Genomic DNA, 20,056 nt, shown 5'->3' on the forward strand with positions numbered 1-20,056 from the left:
GTGGCCCAGGGTTACCACCGCGCGGTGCCCGGCGTCGCCGCCGCGCGGGCCCGGCGTCAGGGACCTGCCCGCGGGAGTCTCAAGTCCGCCGCCGGGCCGCCCGAAGCAACTCCCCACGGCGCGAACCCGCGCGCCGACGAGCTCGGGGGAGTTCACGCAGTGAAGATCAGCAAGGCCGTCGCCGCGGCCGGCGTGCTCGGCGTCGTGGGTCTGGGCGCGGTCGCGCCCGCCCACGCCGCCGAGCAGCGGGCCACCGCCACCGCCACCGTCTCCGTCTCCGGCACCACCGCCACCGCCACGACGCGGATCTCGGTCACGCCCGGGGCCACCGTCCAGCGCGTGGGCGTGTGCGCCCGCAGCGCCACCGGCCAGAACGTCGACTTCCCGCTGCGCGCGGACGTCGCGCTGAGCCCGACGGCCACCACCGTCACCGCCAGCAGGAGCCTGGCGGCCGGCACCTACACGTACTTCACCTGCCTGCAGGCCGGCGGGACCTGGTACAAGGTGGGCACCGACAAGACGTTCACCGTCGCCTCGACGAGCGCCACCCCGCCGGTGACCGCGAACCCGCGGCCGGTCTCGCCCACCCCGGTGCCGACGCCCACGCCGACGCCCACGCCGACGCCCACGCCGACCACCTCGCCGGTGGCCACCACCGCGGTGCCGCGCGGGGACCTGCCGGGCTGGAAGCAGGTGTTCAGCGAGGACTTCACCACCCCGGTGGCCACCGGTTCCTTCCCCGGCGCGGCGTACGCGTCGAAGTGGACCGGTTACGACGGTTTCAAGGACACCGACAAGCGCGGCCTGTACGCGCCGGGCAAGGTCCTGTCCGTCCACGACGGCGTGCTCGACATGCACCTGCGCACCGAGGGCGGCGTGCCGCTGGTCGCCGCGCCGGTGCCGCTGGTGGACGGGAAGTGGTTCGGTCAGACGTACGGGCGCTACTCCGTGCGCTTCAAGGCCGACCCGGTGCCCGGGTACAAGACCGCCTGGCTGCTGTGGCCGGACGGCGACGACTGGAACAAGGGCGAGATCGACTTCCCCGAGGGTGGCCTGGACGGCACGATCCACGCGTTCAACCACTGCGTGGGCAACCCCACCGCGAACTGCCTCGCGGTGGACACCGGCGCGCGCTACACCGACTGGCACACCGCCACGATCGAGTGGACGCCCAGCGGCGTGACGTTCTTCCTCGACGGCAAGAACCTGGGCACCTCCACCAGCGTCCCCACCTCCCCGATGCACTGGGTGCTGCAGACGGAGACGAGCGGTTCCGGCCCCTCGGCGACCGCCTCCGGGCACGTCCTCGTGGACTGGGCGGTGATGTACTCTCGCGCAGCATGAGGGGAACCGGCCTGCCGGCACGTCCACGGGACGCGGCAGGTCGGTCCGCCCGCCGCGGCGTGCGGTGGGTGGTGGCCCTGGTGGCCACCGCCGTCACCGCCGCCGTGGTGGGCGACGCGGTCGTCTCGCGCCGCTCGGCCGTGCCCGCACCGGCCGAACCCGCCGACTGGCGGCAGGTGTTCGTGGAGGAGTTCGACGACGACGTCCCGGTCGGGCAGTTCCCCGGCCCGCGCTACGCGAGCAGCTGGAGCGCCTACCCCTCGGGCTGGACGGACACCACCGGCCGCGGCGCGTACCGCCCCGAGCGGGTCGTCTCCGTGCGCGACGGGGTGCTCGACTTCCGGGTGCACGTCGACGACGGCCAGCCGGTGAGCGCCGCGCTGGTGCCGAGCCTGCCCACCTACGGGCAGACCCACGGCCGCTACGCGGTGCGCTTCCGCGCCGACCCGGTGCCCGGTTTCAAGCTGACGTTCCTGCTGTGGCCGGACTCCGAGCGCTGGCCCGACGACGGGGAGGTCAACTTCCCCGAGGGCGACCTCGACGGCACCTTCGGCGCGTTCATGCACCACGCCGACCCCGCCGGCGGGCAGGACCAGTTCGAGACCGGGCGCACCTTCGCCGACTGGCACACCGCGGTCGTGGAGTGGCGCCCGGGCGAGGTGCGCTTCCTGCTCGACGGGGAGCTGGTGGGCACCTCGACCACGAGCGTGCCCTCGCGCTCGATGCACTGGGTGCTGCAGACGGAGACCAGCACCACGCCGGGCCGCGAACCCCGGCCCGGCGCCGAGGGCCACGTGCAGGTGGACTGGGTCGCCGCCTGGAGCTACCGGGGCGCCGGCGCCGCCTGAGCGCCTGCGAGCGGTGCGCCCGCGAGAGGTGCGCCCGCCGCCCGCAGCTGCGCGTCCACGCGCTCGCGCAGCGCCGCGCTGCGCGCGCTGGAGAGCTTGCGCGCGAACCACGCCCGCGGCGCCCGCGCCGGCGGCGAGGTCAGCCGCCCGGGCAGCCCCGGCGGCGCGGCGCGCGCGGCGGCCAGCGCGGGCAGGTCCTCCTCCGTCAGCTCCGCCGGGTGGTGCGAACCGGCCGCCGGCCAGCGCTGGAACCACGGGGTGGCGTGGCAGTGGGCCAGCGCCGGCGCGCCGGTCAGCGCGGGGGAGCTGAGCATCGAGGCGGCGAAGCTCTCGTCGGGCACGAGCGTGCTGCGCCAGAAGCGCACCAGGTCCGGGCGCGCGTCCACCGCCGCCAGCAGCCGCACCACGTCGGCGCGGGCGTACACCTTCCACTGCGAGGAGGCGCGCAGCTGCAGCCCCGGCGGCAGCGCGCGCCGCCAGGGCAGGCGCAGCGGCACCGGGCCGGCGAAGAGCACGTCGTCGCCGCGGGTGAGGAAGCGGTGCGCGGTGCGCCAGCGGCCCCCGTCGGGGTTGCGCGGGGTGTCCCACGGCCGGTGCGGCAGCGGCACGCTGGCCAGGTACGACACGCCCTCCCAGGCCCGCAGCTCCTCCAGCAGCTCCTGCACCCCCAGCAGCGGGTAGTCCGCGCCGGAGAGCACCGCCACGTGCCCGGCCGCGGAGAAGCGCAGCGCGCTGCGCAGCGCGTCCAGCTCCACGCGCACCAGCGACCAGCTGTCCAGGGCCGCGGAGGTGCGCGGCAGCGCCCGCACCCGCCCGCCCCAGCCGCGCACCATGCGCCCGGCCTCCTCGTCGGGGGCCTTGGCGTCGCAGTGCAGGACCACCGGCACGTCCTCCAGCGCCGAGACGAGGGCGCGCACGTGCTCGGCGTCGCGGTGCGCCATGACGACGGCCGCCAGCGACACGTCCCGCTCCTCCCCGCCGCAGCGCGGCCGCCCCGGTCGCCCGTCCCCGCTGGTGACGGACGCGGCGACCGTACGGCGGCCGGGCCGCCGCCGAGCGCGGGGCGGGCGGTCCCGGCGGGGATCTGCCAGCGCGCACGGCTGCGGGCCCGCCGCCTCCTCTGGTCCGATGGTCGCGTGACAGCCGGCACCGGGACGAGCACCGCAGGAGAGCCCGGGGCGAGCACCGAGCGCACCGTGGAGAACGTCGTCCCGGTGGCTCGGTCCGCCCCGGCGAGCACCTCCGGCCCCGCGAGCACCTCCGGCCCCACCACCTCCGGCCCCACCACCTCCGGCACCGCCACCTCCAGCCCCGCCACCCCCGGCCCCGGGACCACGGGCCGCGCCGGCGCCCGGCCGGCGACCGGCCGGCACCGCGCGCCGCAGGGCTCCCCGCTGCCCGTCCCCGTCGGCCCCGCGGGCGGGCGCCACCGAGCCGCACCGCCGACCGGCGGCGCGGCCACCGGCTCCGCCCGTCCCGCGGGCGCGGGGCTGTTCGGGCGCAGCCTGCTGTACACGGTCGTCGCCGCCGCCCAGCTGGTCACGGGCGCGCTGGTGGCCCCCGTGCTCGCCCACGTCCTCGACGACCCCGCGCAGGTCGGCCTGCTGGCCGCGGCGATCGCCCTGCACCAGCTGCTGGTGGTCCTCGCCCTGGTCGGGCTGGACCAGGCCGTGGTGCTCCAGCGCGCCGAGGACGGCCACGACCGCGACGTGCGGGCGCTGGCCGGCGGGGCCGTGGTCGTGGTGACCGCGGTGACCGCGCTGCTGTGGGGCACCGCCGGCTGGTGGGCGCCGCTGTTCGGCTTCCCCGCCGGCACCCTGACCGGCGCCGGCATCGTGCCGACCACCGTGTGGTGGACGGTGCCCGCCGCCGGCGTCATGGTCACCCTCGGGCTGCTGCTGGCCGCCGACCGCCTGCGCGCCTACACCGTCGTCAGCGTGCTGGCCGCCTTCGGCGGTCAGCTCGCCGGGCTCGGCGCGGTCCTGCTGCTCGGCGGGGGGGCCGGCACCTACGCGTGGGGCCTGCTGGGCGCGGACCTGCTCGCCGCCCTCGTCGGCTGGCGCCTGACCCGCCCGAGCTGGCGCCGGGCGCTGTCCCCGCGCCTGATGCGCCCCGCCCTCGTCTTCGGCGCCCCCCTGATGCTCAGCTCGCTGTCGGTGTTCGTGCTCAACGCCGGCGACCGCGTCGTCGTGCAGCGCCTGGCCGGGCCCGCGGAGCTGGGCCGCTACCAGGTCGCCTACACGGTCGGCTTCCTGGCGGTGCAGCTCATCGTCGTGGCCGGCAACTCCTGGCTGCCGCGCTTCGCGGCCGTGCGCGACGACGCCGAGCGCCGCGCCCTGGTGGGCACCACCCGCGACAGCGTCTACGCGCTGCTGACCCCCGTGCTGCTCGGGGTGGCGCTGGCCGCCCCGGTCGTGCTCGTCGTGGCCGCCCCGGCCTCCTTCCGCCCGCGCGACCTGCTGCTCGTGGTCGTCCTCGTCGCGGTCAGCGCCTACCCGGTGGCCGCCTCCACCGCCAGCGGCCGCGTCCTGGTCACCGAGCGGCGCACCCGGGCCCTGGCCGTCTCCACCGCGCTGGCGGCCGTCCTCAACGTCGTGCTGAACCTGCTCCTGGTGCCGCTCGCCGGGATCGCCGGCGCCGCCGCGGCCACCGCGGTGGCGTACTCCGCGCAGGCGCTGGCCCAGCGCTGGGCGGTGCGCTCGCGGCCCGGGCCGTGGCCGGCCACACCGCCACGGGTGCTGCTCGAGGGCGGCGCCGTCACCGCCGCCGTCCTGGCGCTGGCGGCCCTGCCGGCCACCGCCCTGCTCGACGGGGCCCGCTTCGCGCTGGCCCTGGCGTGCCTGCCGTGGTGCCTGCAGCGCCTGCGCCGGGCGAGGGCGCTGTGAGCGCGCTGCGCGAGCTGGCGCCGGGCGGGGCGCCGCAGCCGCCGGCGCGCCACCGCGCCGGCGAGCGCCCCGCCGTGCCCGCGCCCCGCCTGCTCGCCCTGGCCGGCGCGCTGCTGCTGGCCGTCCTCGTGCCCGGCGCCGCCAGCGCCGGCGTGCAGCTGCCGGGCCGCTCGCTGCTGGCCGTGCTCTTCGTGGTGTGCGTGCCCGGGGTGCCGCTGGCGCTGGCCGCGGGCCTGCGCGACCGCGCGCTGACCTGCGCGCTGGCCCTGGCGGCCGGCCCGGCGTGGGCGGTGCTCGCCGGCACCGTCGCGATCGCGCAGGGCTGGTGGGCGCCGGTCGCCTCCGCGTGGGTCGCCTCGGCCGTGGCGCTGGCCGCCACGCCGCTGGCCCTGCGCGCCACCCCGCCCGCCGCCCGCCCCGCGACCCGTCCCGCCGCCGCTGCGCGGCCGCCGGCCCCGCTCGCGCACCGCGCCCTGGCCGGCGCGGGCCTGCTGCTCGCCGGGCTGCTGTGGTGGTCCGGCACCCACCACGTGCGCCTGGACGAGGCAGGCGCCCTCGGCCTGCTGCCGGTGGTCGGCTGGCGCGTGGTGCTCGCCGTGGTCCTGCTCGCCTGCGCGAGCGCCTGGGCGCTGACGCGGCCGCGGCCGGACACCCCGCTGCTCGTGGCCGCCGCCCTGCTGCTGGCCGCGATCGCCTACACCACCGCCGCCGTCGCCGACGGCAGCGGCAGCGTGCCGGTGGGCTGGGTGCACGTCGGCTTCGCCGAGCAGATCACCCTCACCGGCACCGTGCCCGGCGGCGTCGACGCCCGCTTCAGCTGGCCCGGGTTCTTCGCCGCGGCCGCCCAGCTGGCCGCCCTGTCCGGCGCGCCGGACGCGCGCGCCTTCCTCGTGGCCGCCCCGGTGGTCCACACGGCGCTGGCGCTGCCCGGCCTGTTCGTCGTGGCCCGAGCCGTCACCCGCTCGGTGCGCTGGGCGTGGGTGGGGGTCTTCTGCCACCTGCTGGCGAACTGGTACCAGCAGGACTACTTCGCCCCGCAGGCGATCGCCTTCGTCGGCTACGTGACCGTGCTGGCCGTGGCGCTGCGCCTGCTCGACGGCGCCGCCGTGCCGCGCCCGGCGGGCGCCACCCGCACCGCCCGCGCGCTGCAGGTGGTGCGCAGGGTGCCGGGCCTGCCGACGGGGGAGACGGCCGCGACCGTGCGCCGCACCTGGTTCCTCGTGGTGCTCCTCGCCCTGGCCATCACCGTGGGCCACCAGCTCACGCCCCTGGCCCTCATCGCCCAGGCCGCGGTGCTCGCGCTGACCGGGCTGACGCGCTTCCGGCTGCTCTGGCTGGTCACCGGCGTGACCCTGGCCGGCTGGTTCGCCCACGGCGCCACCGACTACTGGACCGGGCACCTGGTCTCGGTGCTCGGCGAGATCGGCCGCCCCGGCGACTCGCTGGACGCCGGGGTCGGCGCCCGGCTGGTCGGCGACCCGCTCTACCAGCGCGCGCAGTTCGCGCGCATGGCCTCCTCCGGGCTGCTGTTCGCCCTGGGGGCTGCCGGGTTGCTGGTGCTGCGCCGCCGGCGCGTCGCGCTGGCGCTGGCCGGCACCGCGCTGGCCCCCTTCGGCCTGCTGCTCGTGCAGAGCTACGGCGGCGAGGTCCTCATCCGCTGCTTCCTGTACGCCTCGCCGCTGCTCGCCCCGCTGGCCGCGGTGGCGCTGCGCCGGGCCCTGGCCGGTACCCGGGCCCTGGCCGGCGACGGGCGCGCCGCGCGGCTGGCGCGCCGGGTGCCCGCGCCGCTGGCGCTGGTGCCGGTGCTCGTGGTCGCCTCCCTGGGGCTGGTGCTCACCCGCGGCCTGAACGTCTCCTTCGAGCGCACCCCGCCGGGGCAGCGCGCCGCCTCCGAGGAGGTGTACGCCCTGGCCCGCGCCGGCGACGCGGTCGGCCTGCCCAACGGCACCGGCCTGTCGCCGTACCTGCGCATCACCGAGGTCGACGTCGCCTACCTCGACCCCGACCGCTGCGACACCGGGCCCGGCCCGGCGTGCACCCCCGACGGCGACCCGCGGTTCCTGCTGGTCAGCTCCACCCAGGACCGCTACGGGCAGCTGCTGCAGGGCCGCCCGGCCGGGTGGGTGTGGGACCTGGCGCGGGCGTGGGCGGACGAGGGGTACGCGGTGGTGCTGCGCACGCCGGACGCCTGGTTGCTGGAGCGGCGCGCGCTGCCGGGGGTGACCCGGTGAGCGGCGCGGTGGTCTCGGCCCTGAGCGGCTGGCTGGGCGTGCTGCTGCTCGTGGGCGCCGTCGGGTGCGCCGTGGCCGCCGACGCGCTGCGCCAGGGCACCTCGCCCTCCGGCGGCACCGCCACGGCGCGCCCCGCGGTGCGCCGCTGCACCCGCGCCGCCCTGGCCCTGACGGTGGCCGCCGCGGCCGCCGTGGTCGTGCGCTTCCTCGACGTGCTCGTGCTCTGACCGCCGGGGCGGTGCGGCCGCACCCGGGGCCGCACCACCCGGCCGGCCCGCCCCCCGACGCGCCGGCCGGTGCCGCCGGTGGTGCCGGGGGACGGGGACGTGCTCACCCGGCGAGCCCGAAGCCGACGCCGGTGAGCTCCTCGGAGACCGTCCACAGGCGGCGCGCCAGGCCGGGGTCCCGGGAGCGCCGTGAGCGGCCGATCAGCGTGGCGCCGCCCCGCATGTGCATCGCGCGCTCGGGGCCGGTGAAGGCGCCCGGCGGGACGTCGGCGGTGGCGGCGAACAGCACCGGCAGCGCGCCCTCGTCCGGGCTCTGGGCCAGGTGGCGGGTGAGGAACCGGTCGAGGGCCCGGCTGCTGCCGTTCGTCATGCCGGTGGAGACGAGACCCGGGTGCGCCGCGACGGCGAGGACGGGGGAACCCGCGGCGGTCAGCCGCCGCTGGAGCTCGGTGGTGAACAGCAGGTTCGCCAGCTTCGACGCCGCGTAGACCCTGGACTCCCGGTACGGGGTGCGCTCGTGGTTCGGGTCGTCGAGGTCCAGCCGGGCGGACCGCTCCGCCTGGGAGGACAGCGTCACGACGCGGCCGGTGGTGCGCGGCAGGAGCAGGTTGGTCAGGGCGAACGGGCCGAGGTGGTTGGTCCCGAACTGCAGCTCGAACCCGTCGGCGGTGCGCCGCCGCTCGCGCACGGAGACGCCGGCATTGTTGACGAGCAGGTCGAGCGGTTCGTCCCAGGCCGCGGCGAAGGCGTGGACCGAGGCGAGGCTGGCGAGGTCAAGGGGGCGGACCTCGACGCGGCCGGGCATCGCGGTCGCGGCCCGGGCGCCCTTGTCGAGGTCGCGGACGGCGAGGACGACGCGGGCCCCGCGGGCGGCCAGGGCCCGGGCGGTGGCGGCGCCGATCCCGCCGCTGCCCCCGGTGACGATCGCGGTGCGGGTGGACAGGTCGGGCGTCGCCGACGTGGTGGGTGCGGGCACGAGCCCGACAGTAGACGCTGCCTACTTTCTAGTCAATGCCTACTGCGGGTGTAGGCTCGGGCGGTGACCCGGCAGTCGTTCCACCACGGCAACCTGCGCGCGGTGCTCCTGGAGCAGGCGGAGCGGGCCCTGCGCGAGAGCGGCGTCGACGACCTGTCCCTGCGCGACCTCGCCCGGCGCGCGGGCGTCAGCCACGGGGCGCCGCGCAGCCACTTCATCGACCGGCAGGCGCTGCTGGACGCCCTCGCCGAGCGGGGTTTCGCCCGGCTGACCGAGGACGTGACCGCCGCCGGCGCCGGGCACCCGGACGACCTCGCCGGACGCCTGCGCGCGGTCGCGGGCGCGTACGTGCGCTTCGCCGTCACCGACGCCGCGCTCATGGAGCTGATGTTCTCCGCCAAGAGCGGCTCGCCGGCGGCGGGGGTCTCGGCGGCGGCCGGCCGGCTGTTCTCGGCGTTCGACGAGCTCTTCCACGCCGACTTCGCGGCGGGCCGGTTCCGCAGCGCCGACCCGACCCGCACGAGGCTGCTCATCGCCGCGGTGGTGCAGGGGGTGGCGTCCTTGATCGTCTCCGGCCGGATCCCGCAGGAGCACGGCGACGGGGTCGTGGACGAGGCCGTCGGACTGCTCCTGGCCGACGGGCGCCACCCCGACCGCTGAGCCGGCCCGCAGCGCCGTGCGCGGTCGTGCCGCGCTGCTCCAGCGCCCGCGGCGTCAGCGCCCGCGGTGTCAGCGCCCGCGGCGGCGGGCCCGCGCGTACAGCAGCGGACCGACCAGCATCCCCGCGAGCTCGCGCACCAGCAGGTCCGCGGCGCGCACCCCCTCCGAACCCCTCCCGGGCGCCTCGCCGGAACCGGCGGCCTCCCGCGAGCTCGAGCCCACCCGCACCAGGCGCGCGGCCCCGTGCGGGGCGCAGCGCAGGAACTGCGCGCGGGTGCGACGGTCCACCAGGTGCTTGGCGTAGAACGCGGTCAGCCCCGTGCCGTAGCCGTACATCTGCCGGCGCAGCCCGTCGACGTCGGCGCGGTGGTGGTGCCACACCACCGCGGCCGGCTCGTAGGAGATCGCGCGCCCGCCCTGCAGGACCCGCACGAACGCGTCGAGGTCCTCACCGCCGCGCGTGGCCGCACCGGCGCCCAGCGCCTCGTCGAAACCCCCGAGCTGAAGCGCGAGGGCGCGGTCGACCGCGAAGTTCGCCCCCGTGCCGAACACGCCTGCCGCGTAGGGGTACATCGCGTCCTCGCCGCGCTGGGCGCCCATGTCGTACAGCCGCTGCGGGCGCACCTGCGCCCACGGCACCCGCCGGTCGAAGTACGCCTCCGGCGCCGTGCCGATCCCGGCGGTGGCCACCAGCCCGGTCACGCAGCCCACGTCGGCGCGGCGGGAGAAGCCCCGCACCAGCCCGTGCACCCACCACGGGTCCACGCGCACGTCGTCGTCGGTGAACGCCACCACCTCGCCGGTGGCCTCCGCCAGGGCGCGGTTGCGCGCGCGGGACAGGCCCGGGCGCGGTTCCAGCGCGTAGCGCACCCGCGGGTCCGCGGCGGCGGCGCGCTCGACGACCTCCCGCGTCGCCGCGCTCGAGGGGGCGTTGTCGACGACGAGGACCTCCAGCGCGCGGTACCGCAGGCGCCGCAGGCCCTCCAGGCAGCGCTCGAGGTCCGCCGGGCGCTCGCGGGTGCACACCGCCACGGTCACCCGCAGCGACTCGGGCACGTCGCGCAGCCGGCCGTCGGCCGGCGCCGGCAGGGGCGGGGGCATCTCCGCGCGCACCCGCCGGAACAGCTCGCCCACGTCCGTGCCCTCGCGCAGCGGACCGTGCGCGTAGCCCACCGGCTCGCCGTGCTCGCGCACCAGCAGCCGGTACGAGCGCGCGCCCGAGCGCGGGCTGGGCAGCTGCGCGGGGACCTCCGCCAGGTCCAGCTCGCCGCACCACACGGGCAGCTCCAGGACCCGCGGGCCCGTCGCCCCCCCGGCCGCGATCCCGGTCTCAGCCACGCGCCACCACCTTCCCCGTCGTGAAACCCGTCACCGTGCACACCAGGCCCACCAGCAGCGCCGCGGACTGCAGCAGCAGGGCCGGGTCGCCGGAGCGGGCGAAACCCGCCGGGCCGGCCAGCGCCGCGGCCGGCAGCGTGCGCAGCGCGTAGGAGCGCTCCGAGGAGAGCGCGTCGGTGCTGCCCACCGACCCGGCCACGATCGCCTTCGAGCGCCCCTCCCAGTAGCAGCGCCGCGCGAAGTAGCGCAGCGAGCGGCGCTCGGCGCGCACCCGGTGGCGCACCACGGCCGAGCGCTGGTGCACGATGCGCGCCCCCGGGCTGCGCCGGCGCACCCGGATGGACAGCTCCGTCTCCTCGCACCCCACCGGGTGGGTGCCCACGCGGCCGACGCCGTCGGGGAAACCCCCCACCGCCAGCAGCGCCTCGCGGCGGAAGCCCATGGCCGCGCCGATGGGGTTGCGCAGGTCCGCGCCGTCGGCGGGCAGGCCCTCGTAGCTGCACCCGACGACCCACAGGAACGGTCGCGGGAACCACGAGGGGCAGCCGGGGGAGTCCCAGGCGGCCTCGGCCCACCCGCCCACCCCGACCACGTCGCCGTCCTCGAACGGCCGGCACAGCGCCTCCACCCACGTCGCCTCGGGCACGGCGTCGTCGTCGAGGAAGAGCACCACGTCGCCGGTGGTGACGGCCGTGCCGTGGTTGCGCGCGCCCGAGAGCCCGCGCGGCCCGGCGTTCTGCACCACCCGCACCCCCGGCAGGCGCCGCGCGGCGGCCTCCACCAGCGGCGGGCAGTGGTCCACCACGAGGACCACCTCGTCCGGCACGCGGGTCTGCCGGCCCAGCGCGGTGCAGGCGGCCACCAGGTCGTCCAGGCGCTGCAGCGTGTACGCGCAGACCACGACGCTGACCGTCGCGGGACCCGTCGCCGCCGGAGCGCTCACGCGGCGCCCCCCGCCGCGAGCGGCAGGGCGGCGCCGCGGGCGGCGTGCGCCCTGCGGCTGCGCAGGTAGGCGGCCGGGCCGCGCAGCATCCCGCCCAGCTCCAGCACCACCATCCGGCGCGCCGCCGGGTCGCGCGGTGCGGGGGGTTCGGCGAGCACGGCGGGTCCGGCGGGCTCGGCTGGCACGGCGGGCCCGGCGGGCCCCCCGGCCCGGCGGGCGCGGCCCGGCAGCAGCCGGCGCAGCGTCTGGCGCGCCATGGTCGCCGCCGCCCCGGGGCCCAGGGCGGCCAGGGAGAGCAGGTGCGCGGGGTCGTGCAGCACCAGGGAGGTGAGCATGGCCGTGAAACCGGTGCCGTTGCCCACCAGCTGCCGCTCCAGCTCGGCGTCCTCGCGGCGGTGCGTGTGGTGCACCACCGCGGTGGGCTCGTAACCCAGCGCCCAGCCCTCGCCGAGCACGTGCACGAACGCCGCGAGGTCCTCGCCGCCGCGCGTGGGGGTGCCGGTGCCCAGGGCGACGTCGAAACCGCCGCGCGCGCGCAGCCCGTCGGTGCGGAAGGCCACGTTCGCACCGGCCCCGTAGGCGCCCACGCCGTACACGGCGATCGTGCGCAGCCGCTCGCCCTCGGGCGAGCGCACGTCGACCAGGCCGCGGCGCACGCGCCCGCGCCGGTCGCGCGCCGGGTGCAGCGAGACGGGCACGAAGCTGCGCGGGCCGCCGAAACCGCCGTAGTGGCGCTCGTAGCGCTGCTGGGCGGCGGTCTCCAGCTCCGCGGGCAGCACCAGGCCGGTGACGGCCTCCTCGGCCGGGCTCTGCGCGAAGCGGCGCGCGATCGCGCTCAGCCAGCCGGGGTCGACGGTCACGTCGTCGTCGGTGAAGGCGACGACCTCGCCGCGGGCCGCGCGCAGCCCGGCGTTGCGGGCGGCGGAGATGCCGGGCACCGCCTCGCGCACGACGCGCACGCCGGGGTGCTCGCGCAGCAGCTCCTCCAGCGGGTCCACCGCCGGGCGCCGGGGCCTGTTGTCGACCAGGACGACCTCCGCGTCGGGGTGGTCCAGCCGCGCCAGGCCCTGCAGGCACCGGCGCAGCTCCTCCACGCGGGCGACCACCGTGGGCACCACGACGGTGGCCGACGGCAGGCGCAGCGGCGGCCGCGGGACCGCGGGCGCGGCGGGCGCGCCGTCGCCGACGGCGCTGTGCGCGCTGGAGCGGGCCACGGCGGCGGCCACCCGGTCCGCGGTCAGCGGCAACCGCACGTCGACCGCGGTCAGCGGGCGCCCGTCCAGGCGCACCAGGACGTAGGCGCCGCCGGGGGCGCGACCGCCCGCGGCGCGCCCGCCGGTGCGGGCCAGGGCGTCGCGCACCGCGGCCAGCACGGCGGCGGTGACGTCGTCCCGGCGCGCGGAGCCGGCGTCGGCCTGCAGCACCAGCAGCGGCGCGGGCCCCTGCGGTGCCGCGACCGCGCCGGGTGCGCTCCCGCTCCCGTCGGTCGTTCCTCGCGAGTTGCTCACGGGTGTCCCGATCTCCTCCCGGGGGGCTCGGCGGCCCCCCTGCGAGCGGTGCTCCTGCAGGGGCGATCGTGGGTGACGGCGCCGCCCGCGCGGCCCCCTCGCCGGCGTCCTGGCGCGGACCTGCCAGCGCCGGGCGCGGACCTGCCCGGCGGGGCGGGAACCCGGGAGCGGGCGGGCCCCGCGGGCCGGGCCCGCGCGCCGCCGCCTGCGGCACGCTGGAGCCCATGGTGGACCTGGACAGCACCCCCGTGGCCGCGCAGCCCTCGCCCGCGCTGCCCCGGGCGCGGCGGGACGCCGCGGCCGCGACGGACCCGGGGCGGGGGTGGCCGCGCTCGTTCACCGCCCGCTTCGCCCAGCTCGCCGCGCAGCAGCCGGACCGCCCGGCGTTCGCCGCCGCCGGCCGGGAGCTGACGTACCGGCAGGCCCACGAGCGCGCCGCGCTGCTGGCGCGGGCCCTGCTGCGGCGCCTGGACGGGCGAGAGGGCCCGGTCGCCGTCCTCGTCGGCTCCTCCGTCGACGGCCTGACGGCCCTGCTGGCCGCCGCGCTCGCCGGGCGGGTCGTGGTGCCGCTGGACGCGCAGCTGCCCGCGGCGCGGCTGCGCGAGGTGTGCGCCGCCGCGGGCGTGGCCGCCTGCCTGACCGACGGCACCCGCCCCGAGCGCGCCGGCGAGCTGGCCGCCCACGTGCCCGACGTCGTCGGCACCGCCGAGCTGCTGCGCGACGGCACCGGGGCGCACGCGCCGGGCGCGCCGGGTGCGCCGGCCGGGGAGCTGCCCGACGCCGCCGGCTCCGGCGCCGACCCGCTGCTGGTGGTGTTCACCTCCGGCTCCACCGGCCGCCCCAAGGGCGTGCTGCTCACGCACGACTGGCTGCTGAGCGCCGCCCGCACGGCGCGCGAGCGCTTCGGGGTCGTGCCCGAGGACCGCGTGGCCCTGGTGCTGCCGCCGTCCTTCGCCGCCGGGGCCGTGGTCCTGGCCACGGCCCTGCTCAACGGCGCCTGCACGTGGCTGCTGGACCCGCGCGAGCACGGCGCGCGCGCCGTCGCCGAGGGCGTGCGGCGCGACGCGGTGACCACGTTCCACGCCACCCCCCACCTGCTGCGCTCGGTGCTGGCCGCGGTGCCGGCCGGGGCCGCGCTGACCACGCTGCGGCTGGTGACCACCGCGGGCGAGGCCGTGCACGGCCGCGACGTGGAGCAGCTGGCCGCGCGGGTGCGCCCGGGCACGGAGTTCTTCAACTGGCCCGGTTCCTCCGAGACCGGCCCGATCTCCTCGTTCCGCGTCGTGTGCGGCGAGCCCGTGCCGCAGGGCGCCCTGCCCGCCGGCCTGCCCGAGCCGGGCAAGGACGTCAGCGTGCTGCTGCCCGACGGGACGCCGGCGCCGGCGGGCGGCACCGGCGAGGTGTTCGTCACCTCCAGCGCCCTGGCCGCCGGCTACTGGGGCGACCCCGAGCGCACCGCGGAGCGCTTCAGCACCGCCCCCGACGGCCGGCGCACCTACCGCACCGGCGACCTGGGCCGCCTGGACGCCGACGGCACCCTGCACCTGCTGGGCCGCTTCGACGGGGCCGTGAAGGTGCGCGGGTACCTGGTGCACCTGGCGGAGGTGGAGGCCGCGCTGCTGGCCTCGCCCGCCGTGGCGGAGGCGGTCGTGGTGGCCGTGGAGGCCGCGGGCACGCACCGCCTGGTCGCCTACGTCGCGCCCGTGCCGGGCGAGCCGGTGGAGTCGCCCGCGGCCCTGCGGCGACGGCTGCGCGCGCACCTGCCGGAGTACATGGTCCCCGCCGACGTGGTGCCGCTGACCGCGCTGCCGCACAACGAGCGCGGCAAGGTGGACCGCGGCGCGCTGCCGCCGGTGCCGCCGCGCGCGCCGTCCGAGCCGCCGAGCACGGACACCGAGGTGCGCCTGGCCCGGCTGTGGTCGGAGCTGCTGGGCCTGGAGGGCACCGCCGCGGCGCGCGTCGGGCGCGAGGACGACTTCCAGCAGCTCGGCGCCGACTCGCTGACGGTGGAGGAGATGCTGGCGCGGGTGGAGGAGGGTTTCGGCGTCGAGCTGCTCGCCGGGGACCTGCTCGAGGCGCCCACGCTGCGCGAGTTCGCCCGGCGCGTCGCGGCGGGACCGGCCGCGCTGCCGCGCCACCCCACGGCGGTGGCGCTGCGCGCCCCGGCCGCGGCGCCGGTGCTGTTCTGCTTCGCCGGCGCCGGCGCGCTGGGGATGTCGTTCACCTCGCTGGCCGCGCACCTGCCCGGCCGCGCGGTCGTGGCGTTCCAGGCGCGCGGCTCGGAGGCGCGCGCCCTGCCGGACCTGACCGTGGCCGCCGCCGCGCGCCGGCACCTGCGCGAGCTGCGCCTGGTGCAGCCGCGCGGGCCGTACGTGCTCGTGGGCCACTCCATGGGCGGGCTGGTCGCGCTGGAGGTGGCCCGGCGGCTGCGCGAGGCGGGCGAGGAGGTGGCCAGCGTGGTGCTGGTGGACACCTACCTGCCGCGCACCGCCGCCGCGGGACCCGGCCCCGCCGCAGGACCCGGGGAACCCGGAGGGTCCCTGGAACCCGGGGAACCCGAGGAACCCGGGGAACGCCTGGAACCCGGGGGACCCGGGGGACCCGCGGTGAGCGGGGGCACCGGGGGAGCGGCGGGCGCGTCCCGGCGCGCGCGGGGACCGCTGCGCGCGGTGCTGGAACGGGTGCTGCCGGACGGGCTGCCGCCGCTGCACGCGGTGCCGCAGCGGTTGCGGGTCCCGCTGGCCGGGGTGGTGCGCTTCGGGCCGCGCCAGGGCGAGGTCATGCACGACCACGGCCACGTCGTCGCGCGGCGCCACCGCGTGCAGCCCTACGCGGGCCGCGCGGTCTGCGTGCAGCTGCTGGGCAACCCCGACGGGCCCGCCCCGTGGCGGGGCCTGCTGACCGGCCCGCACGAGTTCCTGCACCTGGAGTGCGACCACAACTCCGTGCTGCGCGACCCCCACGCCGCCGACCTCGCGGCGGTGGTGGGCGCGGAACTGCGGGCAGCGGTGCGCTGAGCACCCGTCAGGCCCCTGCCACGTCCTGCAGGGTCCTGGACCGCCCCGCCGTGCGAGCCTCGTGCCGAACCGCTCCAGTCCCCGACGGACCAGACCCCGACGGACCAGACCCCGACGAACCAGACCCCGACGAAGCCGAACCACCGATCTCCGCCGCCCCACCAGGGAGCACCGATGGACCACACCGCCCGAGCACCGGAGGCGGCACCGCGCATCAGCGTCGTCGTCCCCACCTACAACGAGGCCAAGAACCTGCCGCACGTCTTCGCCCTCATGCCCGAGGTGCACGAGGTCATCGTCGTGGACGGGCGCAGCGTCGACGGCACCGTGGAGACGGCCAGGAGGCTGCGACCGGACGTGAAGGTGGTCCTGCAGAACCGCCGCGGCAAGGGCAACGCGCTCGCGTGCGGCTTCGCCGCCGTGACCGGCGACGTGGTCGTCATGCTCGACGCCGACGGTTCGGCCGACCCCCGCGAGATCCCCAGGTTCCTCGAGGCGCTGACCGCCGGGGCGCACTTCGCCAAGGGCAGCCGGTTCCTCGCCGGCGGTGGCAGCGACGACATCACCCTGGTGCGCCGCTGGGGGAACGGCCTGCTCAACGCGGCCGCGAACGTCCTGTTCGGCACCCGGTACACCGACCTGTGCTACGGCTACAACGCGTTCTGGGCCAGCTGCCTGCCGGTGCTCGAGCTCGACCACGGCGGTGAGGTGGTCGACGAGCGCCACTGGGGCGACGGGTTCGAGATCGAGACCCTCATCAACACGCGCATCGCCAAGGCCCGGCTGACCATCAGCGAGGTGCCCAGCTTCGAGCACCCGCGCCTGTTCGGGGAGAGCAACCTCAACACCTTCCGCGACGGCGTGCGCGTGCTGCGCGCGCTGCTGGTGGAGCGGGCGCGCCCGGCCGCCAGGGTCCCGGCGCCGGCGCCGGTGCCGGTGCGCCTGCCGCACCAGGCCCACGGCCCGCACCCGGCCGCCGCCCAGGTGCCCGCGGCGGCGGCGGCTCCCGGGCCCGAGGTGGTGGACCTGCGCGAGGGCGCCGCGGTGGAGCTGGGCGGCGCGGGCGCCGTGGAGCTGCCCGGGCGCGGGGCCCTGAGCGCCGGCTGACCGCCGGCCGACCCGTCCGTCGGCCCCCTCGTGCGTGCCGGGCCCCGCGGTGGGGCTCCGGCGTCAAGGCTCGGCCGGGCGGGGGCGCGGGCCGGTCAGCCGGTGAGGGCGCCCAGGACGTCCACCACCGACTCCGGCGCGGGCATCGCGGCGATCTGCGCGGCCAGCTCGCGGGCGGCCGCGCGGTGCGAGGGGTCGGTGAGCAGGCGGTGCACGGCGTCGTGCACGGCCTCGGCGCTCAGCTCCTCCGGGCGCAGGCCCAGCCCGCAGCCCTGGGCGGCCAGCGCCACGGCGTTGGGGAACTGGTCGTGCGCGCGCTGCGGCAGCGCCAGCTGCGGCAGCGCCTCGGCCGCCGCGCCCAGCAGGGTCCCGCTGCCGCCGTGGTGCACGACCACGTCGACGAGGGGGAAGACGCGCGCGGCGGGCACGAAGCGCTCCACGTGCACGCCGGGCTCGAGCGGGCCCAGCTCGGCGACGTCCAGCGCCGGCCCGACCGCGGCCAGCACCTCCACGCCCAGCCCGCGCAGGCCCTCCAGGACGGTGCGCAGCACGCCGACCTCGCCGGCGGCGACCGTGCCCAGCGTCAGGTACACCACCGGGCGCTCGCGCGGCTGCGTCAGCCACCCCGGCACCGGCTGGTCCTGCTCGCTCCACGACTGCGGGCGCAGCGGCGTGCTGGGCAGCGGCAGCTGCGCGCCGGGCACGCCCAGGGCCGGCGGCCACACGTCCAGGTGCAGGCGCCCGAAGACCTCCGGGCCGGCGGGGAAGGTCGGGTCGCCGTCGCTGCGTCCCAGGCGGGTCAGCTGCTCGGCGCAGGCGGCCTCCATCGGCGCCGGCGACCAGGGCCCCACGCCGTGCCGCACCGCCGGCACGTGGGCGCGGGCGGCGGCCACCGCGGCCCCCATGGCCAGCTCCTCGTAGAGCACGACGTCGGGGCGCACGGACTCCACGACGAGGCCGAGCAGCCGGTCGACGTCGCAGGCCAGCACGTCGCCGAACATGGCCGCGGCCACCCGCCAGCGCTCGGGCGGCGCCAGGCGCGCCAGCTCCGGCTGCGAGCGCATCACCCGCCCCACGGCGCCCTCGATGCTCACGTCCACGCGCTCGACGCGCCACCCGGCCGCCGAGAGCCGGTCGGCGGGGGTGCCGCCGGTGGCGACGACGACCTCGTGGCCGGCGGCGCGCAGCGCCTCGGCGGTGGGCATGACGGGGTAGACGTGCCCGAACGCGGGCAGCGTGCTGACCAGGACTCGCACGGTTCCTCCAGGTGCTCGATCGTCGGCGTCGGCGCTGGCACGTCCCGGGCGGCGCCCGGCGGGACTGGGGGCCCGGCGGGTGCCGGCGGGGGTGGTCTCAGGCCGTTCCGCGCGCGGGCGTGCGCGGCGCGGGCACCTGCCGGCGGCGCACGTGCCGGCCGGGGCGGCGCCGGCTGGGGGCCAGGGCCCCGCACACCAGGCCGGCGACCACGAGGAAGCACGCGGCCACGGCGAAGGCGTCGGCCAGGCCGGAGGCGAAGGCGTCGCCCACGGCCGCGCGCAGGTCCGCGCCGGCGGGCCCGAGCTGCCCGGCGGCCGCCTGCGCGGGCCCGGCGCCGTCCAGGGCGAGGTCGGCCAGCGGCTCGGGCAGCAGCACCAGCGCCGGGGCCAGGTCCTCGCGGTAGGTGGAGACCAGCACGCTGGAGAGCACGGCGATGCCCAGCACGCCGCCCACCTCGCGGGTGATGTCGTTGACGGCGCTGGCCACCGAGCGCCGCTCGGGCGGCAGGCCGTCCAGGATCAGCGAGGTGCCCGGCACCATCGAGGCGCCGAAGCCGGCGCCGAAGAGCACCAGCGCGGCCAGCACCGACCACAGCCGGCCGTCCCCGGCGGCCAGCGACAGCCCGGCGAAGCCGGCCGCCATGAGCAGCAGCCCGGTGGCGGCCGGGCCGCGCCAGCCCCACGCGGCGCCGCGCGCACCCATGGTCGCCGAGCCGATGCCCGCGCCCACCGACATGGCCAGCAGCACCAGCGCCGCCTGCAGCGGCGAGTAGCCCGGCACGACCTGCAGGTACTGCGGCAGCAGCGTGAACAGCCCGAAGGCGGTGAAGAACTGCGCCGAGACGAGCAGGCTGCCCACGGCCAGGCCGCGGCTGCGGAAGGCGCGCACGTCCAGCGCGGGGGAGTCGGTGCGCAGCTCGCGCAGCACGAAGCCGACGCCGGCCAGCGCCCCGACGGCGATCGGCACCAGGACGCGCCCGGACGTCCAGCCGTGCAGCGGCGCCTCCAGGACCCCGTAGACCAGGCCCGTGAGCGCCACCACCGCCAGCAGCGCGCCGGGCAGGTCCAGCGACAGGCGCCGGTCGCGGTGCTGGCCGACGAGCACGAGCGCGCCGGGCACCAGCAGCAGGGCACCGACGCCGAAGAGCACCTGCACGCTGCCCCACCAGAACAGCTCCAGCAGGGCCCCGGCGGCCAGCAGGCCCACCACGGCACCGCCGGCGCTGACGCCCGACCACACCGCGACCGCGAAGCCGCGCCGCTCGGGCGGGTAGGCGGAGACCAGCGCGGCCAGGGTGACGGGGAAGACCGCTGCCGCGCCCGCCCCGGCGACCGCGCGCAGGGCGATGAGCACCTCCGCGGAGCCGGCGAAGGCCGAGGCCAGGCTCGCGCCGCCGAAGACGAGCAGCCCGCCCACCAGCAGCGCGCGCTGGCCGAAGCGGTCCGCGGCGATGCCCGCCGGCAGCAGCAGGGCCGCGAACAGCAGGGAGTACGCGTCCACCGCCCACGTCAGCGCGCCCTGGTCGGCGCGCAGGTCCGCGCCCACCGACGGCAGCGCCACGGCCAGCGAGGAGTTCGCCGCGATGACCAGGCCGAGGGAGGTGCACAGCAGCACCAGGATCGCGCGCAGGCGTCCCGCGGCGGGTGCGGCCGCCGGGGCGGACGCGTCGCGCGCGGCGGGCGCGGTGCTCACCGCGGGGAGGGGGGCGTGTGCGG

At 78.5% G+C, this 20,056-nt stretch carries 15 protein-coding genes; 8 read left to right on the forward strand and 7 right to left on the reverse strand.

Annotated features, from left to right (window positions below; translation table 11 throughout):
• Positions 1–159 precede the first annotated feature (159 nt).
• Together ACRYMN_RS11295 and ACRYMN_RS11300 are read left to right on the forward strand one after the other, a co-directional pair.
• The gene (locus ACRYMN_RS11295; protein ID WP_432495032.1) at positions 160–1,344 is read left to right on the forward strand and encodes a glycoside hydrolase family 16 protein; all 1,185 of its coding nucleotides are present in this window, start codon (positions 160–162) and stop codon (positions 1,342–1,344) included.
• A 68-nt stretch (positions 1,345–1,412) separates the two neighbouring features.
• A complete protein-coding gene (locus ACRYMN_RS11300) occupies positions 1,413–2,192 on the forward strand; it encodes a glycoside hydrolase family 16 protein (protein WP_432495034.1) in 780 nt (259 codons plus the stop codon).
• On the opposite strand, the gene ACRYMN_RS11305 is transcribed toward ACRYMN_RS11300, so the two are convergent.
• Positions 2,168–3,154 (reverse strand): beta-1,6-N-acetylglucosaminyltransferase, encoded by a 987-nt coding sequence (locus tag ACRYMN_RS11305; RefSeq protein WP_432495036.1) that lies wholly within the window; start codon positions 3,152–3,154, stop codon positions 2,168–2,170. The two genes, ACRYMN_RS11300 and ACRYMN_RS11305, sit on opposite strands and share 25 nt — an antisense overlap.
• A gap of 174 nt (positions 3,155–3,328) precedes the next feature.
• Between ACRYMN_RS11305 and ACRYMN_RS11310 the strand changes: the two genes are divergently transcribed.
• The 3 genes from ACRYMN_RS11310 to ACRYMN_RS11320 are packed head-to-tail and all read left to right on the forward strand — an operon-like array spanning position 3,329 to position 7,535.
• Entirely contained in the window at positions 3,329–5,077 is a 1,749-nt protein-coding gene (locus ACRYMN_RS11310) for a lipopolysaccharide biosynthesis protein (protein WP_432495038.1), read from the forward strand.
• Complete coding sequence (locus tag ACRYMN_RS11315; protein WP_432495039.1) at positions 5,074–7,308, forward strand: serine/threonine protein kinase; 2,235 nt, start codon at positions 5,074–5,076, stop codon at positions 7,306–7,308. Before ACRYMN_RS11310 ends, ACRYMN_RS11315 begins: the two co-directional genes overlap by 4 nt.
• Positions 7,305–7,535 carry a hypothetical protein gene (locus ACRYMN_RS11320; protein ID WP_432495041.1) on the forward strand — a complete coding sequence of 77 codons (231 nt, stop codon included), beginning with the start codon at positions 7,305–7,307 and terminating at the stop codon, positions 7,533–7,535. Before ACRYMN_RS11315 ends, ACRYMN_RS11320 begins: the two co-directional genes overlap by 4 nt.
• A gap of 103 nt (positions 7,536–7,638) precedes the next feature.
• Here ACRYMN_RS11320 and ACRYMN_RS11325 read toward each other — a convergent pair whose 3' ends face one another.
• Positions 7,639–8,511, reverse strand: coding sequence for an oxidoreductase (locus tag ACRYMN_RS11325; protein ID WP_432495043.1), 873 nt, complete (start codon positions 8,509–8,511; stop codon positions 7,639–7,641).
• Positions 8,512–8,574: 63 nt separating this feature from the next.
• Between ACRYMN_RS11325 and ACRYMN_RS11330 the strand changes: the two genes are divergently transcribed.
• Positions 8,575–9,171, forward strand: coding sequence for a TetR/AcrR family transcriptional regulator (locus ACRYMN_RS11330; RefSeq protein ID WP_432495045.1), 597 nt, complete (start codon positions 8,575–8,577; stop codon positions 9,169–9,171).
• 69 nt (positions 9,172–9,240) lie between these two features.
• Here ACRYMN_RS11330 and ACRYMN_RS11335 read toward each other — a convergent pair whose 3' ends face one another.
• The 3 genes from ACRYMN_RS11335 to ACRYMN_RS11345 are packed head-to-tail and all read right to left on the reverse strand — an operon-like array spanning position 9,241 to position 12,960.
• Positions 9,241–10,509: a glycosyltransferase family 2 protein gene (locus ACRYMN_RS11335; RefSeq protein WP_432495047.1), complete on the reverse strand. Its 1,269-nt coding sequence runs from the start codon at positions 10,507–10,509 to the stop codon at positions 9,241–9,243.
• A complete protein-coding gene (locus ACRYMN_RS11340) occupies positions 10,502–11,452 on the reverse strand; it encodes a glycosyltransferase family 2 protein (protein ID WP_432495049.1) in 951 nt (316 codons plus the stop codon). The genes ACRYMN_RS11335 and ACRYMN_RS11340 overlap by 8 nt, the downstream gene beginning before the upstream one ends.
• Positions 11,449–12,960 (reverse strand): glycosyltransferase, encoded by a 1,512-nt coding sequence (locus tag ACRYMN_RS11345; RefSeq protein ID WP_432495051.1) that lies wholly within the window; start codon positions 12,958–12,960, stop codon positions 11,449–11,451. The genes ACRYMN_RS11340 and ACRYMN_RS11345 overlap by 4 nt, the downstream gene beginning before the upstream one ends.
• Before the next feature lie 224 nt (positions 12,961–13,184).
• Here ACRYMN_RS11345 and ACRYMN_RS11350 point away from each other — a divergent pair, with 224 nt between their 5' ends.
• On the forward strand, positions 13,185–15,977 hold the full coding sequence (locus ACRYMN_RS11350; RefSeq protein ID WP_432495053.1) for an alpha/beta fold hydrolase: 2,793 nt from the start codon (positions 13,185–13,187) through the stop codon (positions 15,975–15,977).
• 174 nt (positions 15,978–16,151) lie between these two features.
• Positions 16,152–17,084 (forward strand): glycosyltransferase family 2 protein, encoded by a 933-nt coding sequence (locus tag ACRYMN_RS11355; protein WP_432495055.1) that lies wholly within the window; start codon positions 16,152–16,154, stop codon positions 17,082–17,084.
• 95 nt (positions 17,085–17,179) lie between these two features.
• Here the strand turns inward: ACRYMN_RS11355 and ACRYMN_RS11360 are convergent, their stop codons facing one another.
• Both ACRYMN_RS11360 and ACRYMN_RS11365 read right to left on the reverse strand, forming a co-directional pair.
• Positions 17,180–18,340 carry a glycosyltransferase gene (locus tag ACRYMN_RS11360; RefSeq protein WP_432495057.1) on the reverse strand — a complete coding sequence of 387 codons (1,161 nt, stop codon included), beginning with the start codon at positions 18,338–18,340 and terminating at the stop codon, positions 17,180–17,182.
• Positions 18,341–18,437: 97 nt separating this feature from the next.
• A complete protein-coding gene (locus ACRYMN_RS11365; protein ID WP_432495059.1) occupies positions 18,438–20,033 on the reverse strand; it encodes an MFS transporter in 1,596 nt (531 codons plus the stop codon).
• Positions 20,034–20,056 lie beyond the last annotated feature (23 nt).

It is taken from the genome of Kineococcus gypseus, from assembly GCF_050871305.1.
Lineage (GTDB): Bacteria > Actinomycetota > Actinomycetes > Actinomycetales > Kineococcaceae > Kineococcus > Kineococcus gypseus.

Bases quoted from the DNA above. Each gene is read 5' to 3' on its own strand.
- ACRYMN_RS11350 (WP_432495053.1), top strand. From the start codon at position 13,185: ATGGTGGACCTGGACAGCACCCCCGTGGCCGCGCAGCCCTCGCCCGCG.
- ACRYMN_RS11355 (WP_432495055.1), top strand. From the start codon at position 16,152: ATGGACCACACCGCCCGAGCACCGGAGGCGGCACCGCGCATCAGCGTC.